12 protein-coding genes and 1 riboswitch are annotated in these 12,391 nt (G+C 68.6%); of the genes, 8 read left to right on the top strand and 4 right to left on the bottom strand.

Translation table 11 applies throughout. From position 1 onward, the window contains the following. Positions 1 to 4 precede the first annotated feature (4 nt). From HMPREF3113_RS07590 to HMPREF3113_RS07580, 3 genes are all read left to right on the top strand, one after another. On the top strand, positions 5 to 1,762 hold the full coding sequence (locus HMPREF3113_RS07590; RefSeq protein ID WP_070471650.1) for a cytochrome c biogenesis protein DipZ: 1,758 nt from the start codon (positions 5 to 7) through the stop codon (positions 1,760 to 1,762). A gap of 11 nt (positions 1,763 to 1,773) precedes the next feature. Next, positions 1,774 to 2,517: a peptide-methionine (S)-S-oxide reductase MsrA gene (gene msrA, locus HMPREF3113_RS07585; RefSeq protein ID WP_070471649.1), complete on the top strand. Its 744-nt coding sequence runs from the start codon at positions 1,774 to 1,776 to the stop codon at positions 2,515 to 2,517. 156 nt (positions 2,518 to 2,673) lie between these two features. Next, complete coding sequence (locus HMPREF3113_RS07580; RefSeq protein WP_070471754.1) at positions 2,674 to 4,104, top strand: aminotransferase-like domain-containing protein; 1,431 nt, start codon at positions 2,674 to 2,676, stop codon at positions 4,102 to 4,104. Between the two features lie 3 nt (positions 4,105 to 4,107). On the opposite strand, the gene bioD is transcribed toward HMPREF3113_RS07580, so the two are convergent. After that, complete coding sequence (gene bioD / locus HMPREF3113_RS07575) at positions 4,108 to 4,791, bottom strand: dethiobiotin synthase (RefSeq protein ID WP_046273813.1); 684 nt, start codon at positions 4,789 to 4,791, stop codon at positions 4,108 to 4,110. Positions 4,792 to 4,910: 119 nt separating this feature from the next. Between bioD and HMPREF3113_RS07570 the strand changes: the two genes are divergently transcribed. Together HMPREF3113_RS07570 and HMPREF3113_RS07565 are read left to right on the top strand one after the other, a co-directional pair. After that, a complete protein-coding gene (locus HMPREF3113_RS07570) occupies positions 4,911 to 5,393 on the top strand; it encodes a GAF domain-containing protein (RefSeq protein ID WP_070471648.1) in 483 nt (160 codons plus the stop codon). After that, positions 5,390 to 5,761 (top strand): TfoX/Sxy family protein, encoded by a 372-nt coding sequence (locus HMPREF3113_RS07565; RefSeq protein WP_070471647.1) that lies wholly within the window; start codon positions 5,390 to 5,392, stop codon positions 5,759 to 5,761. The genes HMPREF3113_RS07570 and HMPREF3113_RS07565 overlap by 4 nt, the downstream gene beginning before the upstream one ends. 36 nt (positions 5,762 to 5,797) lie before the next feature. Here HMPREF3113_RS07565 and HMPREF3113_RS07560 read toward each other — a convergent pair whose 3' ends face one another. After that, entirely contained in the window at positions 5,798 to 6,376 is a 579-nt protein-coding gene (locus HMPREF3113_RS07560) for a histidine phosphatase family protein (RefSeq protein ID WP_046273810.1), read from the bottom strand. Between the two features lie 152 nt (positions 6,377 to 6,528). After that, positions 6,529 to 6,761: riboswitch (cobalamin riboswitch) on the top strand. A 122-nt stretch (positions 6,762 to 6,883) separates the two neighbouring features. Between HMPREF3113_RS07560 and btuB the strand changes: the two genes are divergently transcribed. Beyond that, the gene (gene btuB, locus HMPREF3113_RS07555; RefSeq protein ID WP_070471646.1) at positions 6,884 to 8,725 is read left to right on the top strand and encodes a TonB-dependent vitamin B12 receptor; all 1,842 of its coding nucleotides are present in this window, start codon (positions 6,884 to 6,886) and stop codon (positions 8,723 to 8,725) included. Between the two features lie 148 nt (positions 8,726 to 8,873). On the opposite strand, the gene gph is transcribed toward btuB, so the two are convergent. Continuing rightward, complete coding sequence (gph, locus tag HMPREF3113_RS07550) at positions 8,874 to 9,524, bottom strand: phosphoglycolate phosphatase (RefSeq protein ID WP_026070183.1); 651 nt, start codon at positions 9,522 to 9,524, stop codon at positions 8,874 to 8,876. A gap of 84 nt (positions 9,525 to 9,608) precedes the next feature. After that, a complete protein-coding gene (locus HMPREF3113_RS07545; RefSeq protein ID WP_070471645.1) occupies positions 9,609 to 10,511 on the bottom strand; it encodes a LysR family transcriptional regulator in 903 nt (300 codons plus the stop codon). Between the two features lie 96 nt (positions 10,512 to 10,607). Between HMPREF3113_RS07545 and HMPREF3113_RS07540 the strand changes: the two genes are divergently transcribed. Together HMPREF3113_RS07540 and HMPREF3113_RS07535 are read left to right on the top strand one after the other, a co-directional pair. Then, positions 10,608 to 11,246, top strand: coding sequence for an NAD(P)-dependent oxidoreductase (locus HMPREF3113_RS07540; RefSeq protein WP_070471644.1), 639 nt, complete (start codon positions 10,608 to 10,610; stop codon positions 11,244 to 11,246). Positions 11,247 to 11,388: 142 nt separating this feature from the next. Continuing rightward, on the top strand, positions 11,389 to 12,303 hold the full coding sequence (locus HMPREF3113_RS07535; protein WP_070471643.1) for an MBL fold metallo-hydrolase: 915 nt from the start codon (positions 11,389 to 11,391) through the stop codon (positions 12,301 to 12,303). The last annotated feature ends 88 nt before the right edge of the window (positions 12,304 to 12,391 follow it).

The following is a 12,391-nucleotide window of genomic DNA, read 5'->3' as shown; positions in this document are numbered from 1 at the left end:
CTCCATGCTTCTGCTCGTGCTGGCCTACCTCGGTGGCGTGCTCACCATCCTCAGCCCCTGCATCCTGCCGGTGCTGCCGTTCGTGTTCGCACGGTCCGACCGCCCTTTCCTGCGCAGTGGGCTGCCGCTGCTGATCGGCATGGCGTTGATGTTCGCCGTGGTCGCCAGCCTGGCGGCGGTGAGCAGCCAATGGGTGGCGCAGGCCAACCAGATCGGGCGCTGGATCGCACTGGTGGTGATGGCGGTGTTCGCGCTGGCGCTGCTGTGGCCGGCGCTGGCCGACCGCCTGCTGTCGCCGTTCCAGCGGCTGGGGGCGCGGCTGAGCGCCTCGGCCGATGCGGCCAGTGACGCGGGCCGGGGGGGCGTGGGTACCTCGCTGCTGATCGGCATCGCCACCGGCCTGCTGTGGGCACCGTGCGCGGGGCCGATCCTCGGCCTGATCCTCACCGGCGCGGCGTTGCAGGGCGCCAGTGTCGGCACCAGCGGGCTGTTGCTCGCCTATGCACTGGGCGCGGCGACCTCGCTGGCGCTGGCGATCTGGATCGGCGGGCGCGTGTTCGCCGCGCTCAAGCGCCGTCTTGGCGTGGGGGAGTGGGTGCGCCGCGGGCTCGGCATCGCGGCGCTGCTGGCGGTGGTCGCCATCGCGATGGGGTGGGATACCGGCGTGCTGACCCGGCTGTCCACGGTCAGCACCGCCAAGCTGGAACAGGGCCTGCTCGATGTGCTGCCAGCACAGCAACCCGCCGCCGGTGCGGCGATGATGAGCACCGCCGGTGCCCCCGGGCAGCCGCTGCCGGTGGAAGGCACCCTGCCCTCGCTGGCCGGTGCGACCGGCTGGCTCAACAGCCCGCCGCTGGATGCGCAGGCGTTGCGCGGCAAGGTGGTACTGGTCGACTTCTGGACCTACTCCTGCATCAACTGCCTGCGCGCGATGCCCTACGTGCGTGAGTGGGCCGAGCGCTATCGCGATCACGGCCTGGTGGTGATCGGTGTGCATGCGCCGGAGTTCGCCTTCGAGCGCAATCTGGCCAACGTGCAGCGGGCGGTGAAGGACCTGAAGGTCACCTACCCGGTCGCGATCGACAACGACTTCGCCATCTGGCGCGGCTTCAACAACAGGTATTGGCCGGCGCACTACTTCATCGATGCGCAGGGCCGGATCCGCGCGCATCACTTCGGCGAGGGCAACTATGCGCAGTCCGAGCAGATCATCCGCCAGCTGCTGCGCGAGGCGGGCAACACCCTGCCCGGTGACGATGCTCCGGTAGCGATGACGCTGGACGGCGTGGCGCGCCAGGCCGACATGGACAACCTCAAATCGCCGGAGACCTACCTCGGCCATGCGCGTGCCGAGAACTTCGCCTCGCCCGGTGGCCAGCGCCAGGACCAGCCTGCCGACTACACGGTGCCTGCCACGCTTCAACACAACCAGTGGGCCTTGGCTGGACGCTGGACCGTGGGCAACGAAGACGCCCGGCTGGAGACGCGCGGCGGTCGTGTCGCGTTCCGCTTCCATGCACGTGACCTGCACCTGGTGCTGGCGCCGGGCGAGGACGGCAAGCCGGTCCGGTTCCGCGTGCGCATCGACGGTCAGGCGCCGGGCGCAGCAGCCGGTGGAGACATCTCCGCCGACGGCGACGGCCGCGTGGATGAAAACCGTCTGTATCAGCTGATCCGCCAGTCCGGCGCCGTGCAGGAGCGCACCTTCGAGATCGAGTTCCTCGATCCGGGCGTGCGCGCCTACGCCTTTACGTTTGGGTGAGGAGCCATCGCATGAAGATCGCAGTCGACAAACTCGTTGCAGGCGGCATCGCTGTCGCCATCGCGGCACTCACCGCCAGCGTGGTGCTGGGTCTGGATCGACCGGCGCTCGCCGCCGCAGCCACCACCGCCGTGGCGATGCCGCCACCCACCGGCAAGGCGGACCTGCGCCAACCCGGTGTGAAGCGGGCACAGGTGGTCTTCGCCGGTGGCTGCTTCTGGGGCGTGCAGGGCGTGTTCCAGCACATCAAGGGCGTGGACAATGCGCTCTCCGGCTACATCGGCGGCAGTGCGGCGAACGCCACCTACCCGCGCGTCGGCGGCGGTGGTACCGGCCATGCCGAGGCGGTACAGGTCACCTACGATCCGGCCCAGGTCAGCTATGGCCAGCTGATGCAGGTGTTCTTCTCGGTGGCGCATGATCCGACCCAGCTCAACCGGCAGGGCCCGGACCGCGGCACCCAGTACCGCTCGGCGGTCTATGCCGACGACGCCGCGCAGCGCGATGCCACCCGCGCCTACATCGCCCAGCTGCAGCAGGCCAGGACCTACGCCGCGCCGGTGGTGACCCAGGTCGAGGGTGGCAAGCCGTTCTTCGCCGCCGAGGGCTATCACCAGAACTACCTCACGCTGCATCCGGAATCGCTGTATATCCGGATCAACGACCTGCCCAAGGTGGCCGCGCTGAAGCAGCAGTATCCGGCGCTGTACCGCGAGCAGCCGCGCCTGGTGAGTACCTCCATTTCGGCGCGCTGATCACGCGGCGAACCAGAAGAAAAGACGCACGGCACACACCGCTCTGCCGTGCGCGAGGGAAGTCGTCACGCCCATGGTAGGCTGCGTCCCGAGGCGGATACAGATGCAGATGATTGGCATCCGCACGGTTACAGATACCCGTGGATGCAGATGCCGATGGCGACCAACCTCTACCAGTCCCTGGCCGATGAAATGGCCGACGCGATCCGCAGTGGGCGCTTGCCGGTCGGCACCCGGCTGCCGTCGCTGCGCGGCCTGGCGACACAGCGCAGCCTCAGCCTCAACACGGTGATCGCCGCGTATCGGCAGCTGGAGGATGCCGGGCTGGTGCTGCCGCGGCCCAAGGCCGGCTTCGTGGTCAGCCCGCGTCTGCCCGAACCGACGCAGTCGCTGCGGCAGGCGCCGTCTCCGCCCACCGCACCGGCACAGCAGGCGATGATGGCGCGCGTGCTGGCCGCACAGCAGCAACCGGGCATCGTCGACCTGGCCTTCGCCGGGCCGCGCGGCAAGCGCTTCTATCCCGGTGCGCAGCTGGCCCGCAGTACCGCGCAGGTACTGCGCCGGGCCGCCACCACGGTGGAGACCTACGCACGTCCCAACGGTGCGGCACGGCTGTTGACGCAGATCGTGCAGCGAGGGCCACGGCTGGGGCTGCACACCACCACCGACCGGCTGGTGCTCACCCATGGCGCGATGGAAGCCCTGCAGCTGGCGCTGCGCGTGGTGACCCAACCCGGCGATGCGGTCGCGATCGAAGCGCCCTCGTATTTCAACATCTACCCGCTGCTGCGCAGCCTGGGCCTGCGCGCGATCGAGCTGCCCACCCATCCGAGGGACGGCCTCGATCTGGAAGCACTGGAAGCGCTGCTCGCCGCCGGCGGCATCGCCGCGATCATGGCCATGCCGACCGTGCACAATCCACTCGGCGGCAGCATGCCCGTGCCGAACAAGCAGCGCCTGGCCGAGCTGGTGAACCATTACCAGGTGCCGTTGATCGAAGATGCGGTCTACGCCGAGCTGCAGTTCAAGGAGCCGCTGGAACCGCTGGCCAAGAGCTTCGATCGCGATGGCTGGATCATGGTCTGCAGTGGTTTCTCCAAGACGCTGGCGCCGGATTACCGGATCGGCTGGCTCGATGGGGGTCGCTTCGCTGCCGATATCCAGCTGCTGAAATTCCATTCCTCCGGCGCCGAATCACGCCTGCTCGGCGATGCGGTGGCGGCATTCCTGGAGGCCGGAAACTACGAACACCACCTGCGTGGGCTGCGCCGGCTCTACAGCGACCAGGTCAGCCACGTGCGTGGCCTGATCGCGCAGCACTTCCCGCCCGGCACCTCGGCCACCCAGCCGACCGGTGGGTTCCTTCTGTGGGTGGAGCTGCCCCCGGCGATCGATGCCGGGGAGCTGTTCGAGCAGGCCTTGGCCGAGGGCGTGGTGTTCATGCCCGGCCAGGTGTACTCGCGCGGTGCCCGCTACCGGCATTGCCTGCGCCTGTCGTGCTGCCAGGAACTGGACGAGCGCTTCGCCAGCGCGATTGCCACGGTCGGCCGGCTCGCCAGCGCGCTGCAGGTGCGCGCAGGCGGCTGACGCTCAGAACACCAGGCGGTCTGCCAGGCTCGCCGGATCCGCACCCGGCGCATACGGCAGGCGACCCCAGCACGGCATCGGCAACCGCGCCTTGAGCAACGCGACATTCTCATCGCGGCGCGCCATCGCCGGGTCCACCTCGTTGGCGATCCAACCGATGCAGTGCGCGCCGCGGGCCGCGATCGCCTCGGCGGTCAGCCGTGCGTGGTTGAGGCAACCCAGCCGCAGCCCGACCACCATCACCACCGGCAGCTTCAGCGCCTGCACCAGATCACTCTGGTCCAGCGTGGCCGACAGCGGCGCCAGCCAGCCGCCGACGCCCTCCACCACCACCGTGTCCGCGCTGGCACGCAGGCGCGCGAAGGCAGCTTCGATCGGCGCCAGCGACAGTTGCACGCCCGCTTCTGCCGCGGCGATCTCCGGCGCGAGCGGCTGCTCCAGCGCGAAGGGGTTCAGGTCGTCGTACCCGGGCGTCGGCACGCTGGCAGCCAGCAGGGCGGTGGCGTCCTCGTTGCGCAGGCCCTGCGGGGTGCGCTCACAGCCGCTGGCGACCGGCTTCATGCCCACGGCCGTGCCGCCATGCCGGCGCAGGGCATGCAGCAGCACGCAGCTGCTGAAGGTCTTGCCGATGCCGGTATCGGTACCGGTGACGAACAAAGCGGCGGGCAACGGCGCAGGCAGGGACATGAAGGACGACCAGGGCTGGAAACGCGTCATTATCCGCCGTCCCGGCAACGCCGCGGTGCGGTCTGCTGCGTTCCGCCGGCCCCGGCGCAGGCGGGCGTGCGGCTTGGTAGACTGCGGCCATGTTCGATACCTCCACGCTTACCGGCAGCAAGCCGGAACAGTACGGCCAGCTGCTGGCCCAGGCCCGTGCCCTGGTGCATGGCGAGCGCGACCGCATCGCCAATGCGGCCAACCTGTCGGCGCTGGTCTACCACGCCCTGCCGCACCTGAACTGGGTCGGCTTCTACTTCTTCGATGGCAAGGAGCTGGTCGTCGGCCCGTTCCAGGGCTTGCCCGCCTGCGTGCGCATTCCGCTCGACAAGGGCGTGTGTGGCGCTGCCGCCTCGCAGCGGGTCACCCAGCGCATTGAAGACGTGGACGCATTCCCAGGCCATATCGCCTGCGATTCGGCCTCGCGCTCGGAACTGGTCGTGCCGCTGATCCACAACGGCGAGCTGGTCGGCGTGTTCGACCTGGACAGCCCCTCGCTGGCACGCTTCGATGCCGAGGATCAGGCGGGCCTGGAAGCGATCGCCGCGGTGTTCGTCGAGGCCCTGGGATGAGTGGCGCCAAGCTGCGCAACATCGGCCCGAAGAGCGCAGCATGGCTGCGCCAGGTCGGTCTGCGTACGCCGGAAGACCTGGTGGCGGTCGGCGCCGTGGGTGCCTTCGTCAAGGTGCGCCGTGCCGGCTTCAAACCGAGCCTGAACCTGCTCTATTCGCTGGAAGGCGCGCTGCAGGACTGCCACTGGCAGGAACTGCCGGAAGCACGCCGTACCGTGCTGGTGGCCGAGTACGAGGCCATCATCGCCGAGCAGCCGCTGAAGAAGGCGCCGCCCGCGTCCGGCCCGGTCTACGACCGCACGGTCGAGCATCGCGATGATGAGGGCGATGAGGCATCGCCGTTCGAGAGCGACGACGAGCCTCGCTGATCCGCACGGACCGACGCATCGTCGGTCCTGCGCGCTTCATACCTGCTGCAGTTCCAGCAGCTCGCCCCAGAGTTGATCGTCTTCGCGCTCCACGCGCAGCCGCAGCCGCGTGCCGTGGTCGATGCGCAGCGCCCAGCACATCGCCATCGGCAACCCGCAGACCTGCGACAGCACCATGCGCAGCGGCCCGCCATGACTGACGATCAGGGTCGGCACCGGGTCCGGATCATCCAGCAGCCGGTGCAGCCCACGCGCGATGCGGCGCTCGAAGTGGCCCCAGCTTTCGCCGTGCGGCGGCGGGTTGGCGTGCGGGTCCAGATGGAACGCCGACAGCGCGTCCATCGGCAGCGCCTCCAGCGCGGCACCATCCCAGTCGCCGAAATCCAGCTCTTCCCATTCCTCGTCAGTGTCCACCCCCCGCCCGAGCGGGGCCGCCAGCGCTTCGGCGGTGCGCACGGCGCGCTGCCGCGGCGAGCACAGCACGCGCTCCCAGGACAGCGCCGCGTAGCGCGCGCACAGCGCGTCGGTGGCGCCCTCATGCAGCGGTGGATCGGTACGGCCATCGAGATGGTCGTCGCGGCCGGTGCTGGCGTGGCGGATCAGGTCGAGGATCATGCCGGGCCCCCTCTGCTGCCCGCTGCGGCCGGCCGGTGAGGGTCACGGGCGTCGGTACCGGGGTGCTGCAACCACGTCGGGGTCATGGAGATCACATCGAAAAAGCGAGGCGCATTCTAACCGGTGCGCTCCACCGGCCCGGCCGATGGCTTAGACTGCGCCCACTTTCAGGTGACCCGGGGCTGCAATGCCGCCAGGTTGAAACGGGAAGCCGGTGACGCGTCAGGCCTCGTGCCCCGCCGCCACTCCGGCGCTGCCCCCGCAACGGTAAGCGAGGAAACACCAGGCAACACGCCACTGTGCTCCGGCATGGGAAGGCGCCTGGCACGATGGCACCGCCATCGACCCGCAAGCCCGGAGACCGGCCTGGAAGACGACTGGTTGCGATGCGGCGGGCATGGCGGCGGCAAGCGGCGCCGTGCGCGTCCGCCAACCGTCGATCCATCCCTGCAGCGCGATCATCCCCACCCCTTGCCGCGCGGGCGTGCGCGGTGCATGGAGTCATCGATGAAGCTGCAGATCCAAGTCCTTTCCCTGGCCGTGTTGTCGGCCCTGCCCCTGCTGGCGTCGGCCCAGGACGAGGCGACCGCGCTGGACCAGGTACTGGTCACCGCCACCCGCACCCCGATCGCCCTGCAGGACAGCATCTCGCCAGCGCAGGTGATCGACCGCGCCGAGATCGAGCGCAGCCAGGCACCGTCGCTGCAGGAGCTGCTGCGCGGCCGGGCCGGCATCAACCTCAACAACAGCGGTGGCCTGGGCAAGCAGAGCTCGCTGTTCCTGCGCGGCACCAACTCGGCCCACACCCTGGTGCTGATCGACGGCGTGCGCATCAACACCGGTGACCTCGGCCTGGCCATGATCCAGGACCTGCCGCTGGCGCAGATCGAGCGCATCGAGATCGTGCGTGGCCCGCAGTCCAGCCTGTACGGCGCCGACGCGATCGGTGGCGTGATCCAGATCTTCACCCGCCGCAATGCCGGCCAGTTCGCGCCACACCTGCAGCTCGGCGGCGGCAGCAACGGCCTGCGCGAGGCCAGCGGTGGCTTCGGTGGCAGTGGCGAGCGTGGCTGGTTCGGCACCGACATCGCCTACCAGCACACCGACGGCATCAACGCCTGCCGCGGCTCCGTCTCGCCGTTCGCCGGCTGTGGCGCCAATGAGCCCGACCGCGATGGCTACCGCAACCTGTCGATGAGCCTGCGCGGCGGCTATGCGCTGACCGATACGCTGAGCCTGGAAGGCACCGCGCTGCGCGCCGAAGGCGAGAACCACTACGACGGCTACTACAACTACTCCGAGACCCTGCAGCAGGTGCTCGGTGGCAAGCTGCGCTACACGCCCAGCGCGCGCTTCAATCTCACCGTCAATGTCGGCCGTGCCGACAACGAATCGGACAACTTCAACGGTGATGCCTGGCTGGGCAACGCGCAGTCCCACCGTGACAGCGCCTCGGTGCAGGCCGATATCGGCATCGCCGACGGCCAGCTGCTGAGCGCCGGCGTGGACTGGAGCCAGGACAACCTGGACGGCAGCAGCGCCGGCTATCTGGTCGACAGCCGCGACAATACCGGCGTGTTCGTGCAGTACCAGGGCCGCTTCGGCGCGCACCACCTGCAGGCCAGCGTGCGCAGCGACGACAACGAGCAGTTCGGCAACCACACCACCGGCAGCCTCGGCTGGGGCCTGGAGCTGGGCAGCGGGTTCCGCCTCAACGCCAGCTACGGCACGGCGTTCAAGGCCCCGACCTTCAGCGACCTCTACGACCCGTGGAGCGGCGTGCCGACCCTGGAGCCGGAAAAATCCAAGAGCGCGAACGTCGGCATTGCCCAGCAGGGCGACGGCTGGCGCTGGGGCCTGGACGTGTACGAAACGCGCATCGATGACCTGATCACGTACGACGCGACGACCTTCATGATGTCGCAGGTCGAGAAGGCCCGCATCCGCGGCGCCGAACTGACCGGTGCGATCACCGTGGCCGGGTTCGACCTCAATGCACAGCTCAGCCACACCGACCCGCGCAACCGCACCGACGGCAGCGCGCAGTTCGACAACTGGCTGGCCCGCCGCGCCCAGAACACCGCGCGCCTGGACGTGGATCGCCGCTTCGGTGACTTCCGCGCCGGCCTCACCGCCAACGGCGCCGGCAAGCGTTACGACGATGCGGCCAACACCGTGCGCCTGGGTGGCTATGGCACCGTGGACCTGCGCCTGGAATACGCACTGAGCCGCGACTGGTCGGTGCTGGGCCGCGTCAGCAATGTCTTCGACCGCGATTACGAAACCGTTGCCTGGTACAACCAGCCGGGCCGCGAGTACCGCCTGAGCGTGCGTTACCAGCCGAAATAAGCGTGCGGGACGGCGGCACCGCTGCCGTCCCACCCTCGGCAGCTGCCGACCATTGGTCGGCACAACCATTGAACCTGGCAGGTGCCGACCGTTGGTCGGCACAATCGTTGACCCTGGTAGGTGCCGACCGTTGGTCGGCACACGCGCATTAGAGCGCCAGCAGTTCCCGCAGATCGTCCATCACCGCCACCGCCGCGACGTTGTTTAGATCGAGCCCGCGCGGATACCCATAGCGCACCAGCGCCACCGGCATGCCCGCATCCACCGCGGCGCGGTAATCGGTGATCGAATCACCCACCATCAGGGCCGCCTCGACGGCCACCTCGAAGTGCGCCGCGATATGCCGCAACGGCGCACCACTGGGCTTGCGTTCCGGCAGCGAATCTCCGCCCAGCACCAGCGCGAACTGATCCTGCAACCCGAAATGCTGCAGCAACGGCGCCACCAGCGCCGACGGCTTGTTGGTGCAGATCGCCAGCGTCACCGCGCGTTCGCGCAATGCGGCCAACGTGTCGGTCACACCATCAAACAGACGTGGGCTGCGCAACAGGCACGCCTCGTAGTGCCGCATGAAACCGGGCATCACCTTGTCCAGTTCGACGGCGCTGCCAGCCGCATCGAATGCCTGCTCCACCAATCGGCGCACACCATCGCCGATCCAGGTCAGCACGGTGGCCTCGGGCACGCGCGGCAACTGCCAGTCCTCCAGCGTGCGGTTCAACGCCTCGGCGATATCGGCGGCGCTGTCCACCAGCGTGCCATCCAGATCGAACACCACCAACGGATACGGGTACGACAAGGCAATGCTCACTTCCACAGCAGGGAAGGGCCATTGTACGGAGGTGCGTGTGTGATGCCGATGCACGCCCGGGTAGCGCCGCGTTTACAGCTGCGCCAGGAATGCCGGGCTGGCAAAACGTTCCACCAGGAAATCCAGGAAGCTGCGCATGATTGTCGGCAGCTGCCGGCGTGACGCATATACCGCGTGGATACCCAAGCCTTCCACTTCGTAATCAGGCAGCACCTCGATCAGCTCGCCACTGCGGAGCAACGGGGCGATCTGGTACGTCGGCAACATCGCGATGCCGGCGCCGGCACGCACCGCTTCGAGCAGCAGCGACGCTTCATTGGCACTGATGTTGCCGCCTACCGCCACCGCGATCTTCCGTCCGTCGCGTTGCAGGTGCCACACGCTCTTGCCGACATAGTGGTGCGTCAGGCAGTTGTGCGCGGCCAGTGCATCGGCGGTGGTCGGCGTGCCGTGCTCGGTCAGGTACGACGGCGCCGCGCACAGCACCGAACGGCACGGCGCCAACGGCCGCGCGATCAGACTCGGATCGATCGCGCGCGAAATGCGCACCGCGATGTCCACGCGCTCTTCGACCAGATTCACCACCCGATCCACCAGCAGCAGTTCCACGCGCGTGAGCGGATGCCGTTTGACGAACGCCGCCACCGCCGCCGCCAGGTGGATCTGCCCGAAGGAGACACTCGCGGTGACCCGCAGCAGCCCGTGCGGCTCGGGATTGTCCGTGGCCAGCTCACCACGCAGCTCATCACCGATCGCCAGCATCTGCCGGAACCGCAGCAGCGCGGCTTCGCCCGGCCCGGTCAGGCTGATCCGGCGCGTGGTCCGGTGCAGCAGCCGCGCGCCCAGCCAGCGCTCCACCTCGGCCAGATAACGGGTCACCATCGCCCGCGACATCTCCAGTGCCTCCGCCGCTGCGGTCAGGCTGCCGCGCTCGGCGACCTCGACGAACACGTTCATGGCGGTCATCCGGTCCATTTGATCGATCCGTGCAACAAATTAGGCCGTTATACGCGGTTTTTCGTTCGATTCCAGAGGCATACGCTGGCCTTCCTTCCTCAATGGACCTGCCCCATGAAAATCGCGCTTGTTGGTGCCACCGGCAATATCGGCCGTGAAATCACCCGCCAGGCCCTCGCCCGCGGCCATCAGGTCACCGCCATCGTGCGCCGCGAGACCGACCTGCCGGCCGAACTGGAGGGTGCCCAGCTGGCCGTCGCCGCGCTGGACGATACCGATGCCCTGGCCGCCGTGATCGTCGGCCACGACGTGCTGGCCAGCGCCTTCGGCCCGCGCCCGGGTGATGCGCCGAGCACCGTGACCACCACCAGCGCCGCGCTGGTCAAGGCAGCCCGCCAGGCCGGCGTACCGCGCTTCATCATGGTCGGCGGTGCGGGCAGCCTGGAAGTCGCCCCGGGCGTGCAACTGGTGGACACCGAGGGCTTCCCGGATGCCTACAAGCCGGTCGCCCTGGCCGCGCGCGAGACGCTGAAGCAGCTGCAGGCCGTCGATGACCTGGACTGGACCTTCTACTCGCCCGCCGCCGAGATCGGCCCCGGCCCGCAGCGCGGCGGCTTCCGCAGCCAGGCGAAGAATTTCCTGGTCGGTGCCGACGGACACAGCCGGATCAGCTACGCCGACTACGCCGACGCCTTCGTCAGCGAGATCGAAACCCCGCAGTACGTGCGGCAGATCGCCACGGTTGCGTACTGACCAGGCCGCCGATGTGAAGCAGCCGACCAACGGTCGGCTCTACCGGCCCCGGTGTCATGTCGGGGCCGTTCCCCCCGGTGCCATGTCGGGGCCGTCCCGCCCCGGTGTGATGCCGGGGCCGCGCTGCACAGGACTTCTTGAAATGCAGAACGTTTCCCGCACGACCCTGGCCCTGGCGTTGACGCTCGGTACCGCGCTCGCCATGAGCCCACCGGCCATCAGCCACGCCGCTGCGGCCACCGCCGAAGCCCACGCGCTGCAGGTGCAGCCCTACCACCCCGGCGACAAGGCGCTGTTTTCGGTCGCGTCCACCCTGATCACCGGCCGCCACGACGCCATCCTGGTCGACGCCCAGTTCGCCGCCACCGATGCCGCGCAACTCGTCCAGCGCATCCGCGATTCCGGCAAACGGCTGACCACGATCTACATCAGCCACGGCGACCCCGACTACTACTTCGGCCTGGCCACGCTGCAGGACGCCTTCCCCGACGCCCGCATCCTCGCCACCCCCTCCACCGTCGCCCACATCAATGCCACCCAGGCCGCCAAACTCGCCTACTGGGGCCCGCAGATGGGCGCAGCCAAGCCCAGCCGCATCGTCATCCCGACCCCCCTGGACGGCGACACCCTCACCCTTGAAGGCCAACCGATCAAGATCATCGGCCTCACCGGCCCCACCCCGGACCGCACCGTCCTGTGGATCCCCGCCCTGCGCACCGTCCTCGGCGGCATCCCCATCGTCGCCGGCGAACACGTCTGGATGGCCGACACCCAAAGCGCCCAATCGCACGCCCACTGGCTGCAGACACTGGCCACGATCAAAACCCTGAACCCCGCCCGCGTCATCCCCGGCCACTACGCAGCCGATGCCGCCTTGGACATCAGCGCAGTGGATTTCACCGCCGACTACATCCGCGCCTTCGACGAAGAAACCGCACGCAGCAAAGACGCCAATGCACTGATTGCCGCGATGAAAAAACGCTATCCGAATCTGGCGGGCGAGAGTTCACTGGAACTGAGCGCGAAGGTCGCCAAGGGTGAAATGCAGTGGCCGTAATGACGCATCCGTAGAAACCAGACGTCATTCGCGAATCTCGAAACGCGCGACGCGTTTCCCCTCTGCGCACCGACCCAGTGTCGGGGGG

It is taken from the genome of Stenotrophomonas sp. HMSC10F06, from assembly GCF_001807865.1.
Taxonomy (GTDB): Bacteria; Pseudomonadota; Gammaproteobacteria; order Xanthomonadales; family Xanthomonadaceae; genus Stenotrophomonas; species Stenotrophomonas bentonitica_A.
Note: the sequence above shows the minus strand (reverse complement) of the source record. Positions and strands in the feature narration are given on the sequence as shown.

What these genes read in the sequence shown, in the direction of transcription:
- HMPREF3113_RS07590 (WP_070471650.1), top strand. Translation starts at nt 5, where the DNA reads ATGCTTCTGCTCGTGCTGGCCTACCTCGGTGGCGTGCTCACCATCCTC.
- msrA (WP_070471649.1), top strand. Translation starts at nt 1,774, where the DNA reads ATGAAGATCGCAGTCGACAAACTCGTTGCAGGCGGCATCGCTGTCGCC.
- HMPREF3113_RS07580 (WP_070471754.1), top strand. Translation starts at nt 2,674, where the DNA reads ATGGCGACCAACCTCTACCAGTCCCTGGCCGATGAAATGGCCGACGCG.
- bioD (WP_046273813.1), bottom strand. Translation starts at nt 4,791, where the DNA reads ATGTCCCTGCCTGCGCCGTTGCCCGCCGCTTTGTTCGTCACCGGTACC.
- HMPREF3113_RS07570 (WP_070471648.1), top strand. Translation starts at nt 4,911, where the DNA reads ATGTTCGATACCTCCACGCTTACCGGCAGCAAGCCGGAACAGTACGGC.
- HMPREF3113_RS07565 (WP_070471647.1), top strand. Translation starts at nt 5,390, where the DNA reads ATGAGTGGCGCCAAGCTGCGCAACATCGGCCCGAAGAGCGCAGCATGG.
- HMPREF3113_RS07560 (WP_046273810.1), bottom strand. Translation starts at nt 6,376, where the DNA reads ATGATCCTCGACCTGATCCGCCACGCCAGCACCGGCCGCGACGACCAT.
- btuB (WP_070471646.1), top strand. Translation starts at nt 6,884, where the DNA reads ATGAAGCTGCAGATCCAAGTCCTTTCCCTGGCCGTGTTGTCGGCCCTG.
- HMPREF3113_RS07545 (WP_070471645.1), bottom strand. Translation starts at nt 10,511, where the DNA reads ATGGACCGGATGACCGCCATGAACGTGTTCGTCGAGGTCGCCGAGCGC.
- HMPREF3113_RS07540 (WP_070471644.1), top strand. Translation starts at nt 10,608, where the DNA reads ATGAAAATCGCGCTTGTTGGTGCCACCGGCAATATCGGCCGTGAAATC.
- HMPREF3113_RS07535 (WP_070471643.1), top strand. Translation starts at nt 11,389, where the DNA reads ATGCAGAACGTTTCCCGCACGACCCTGGCCCTGGCGTTGACGCTCGGT.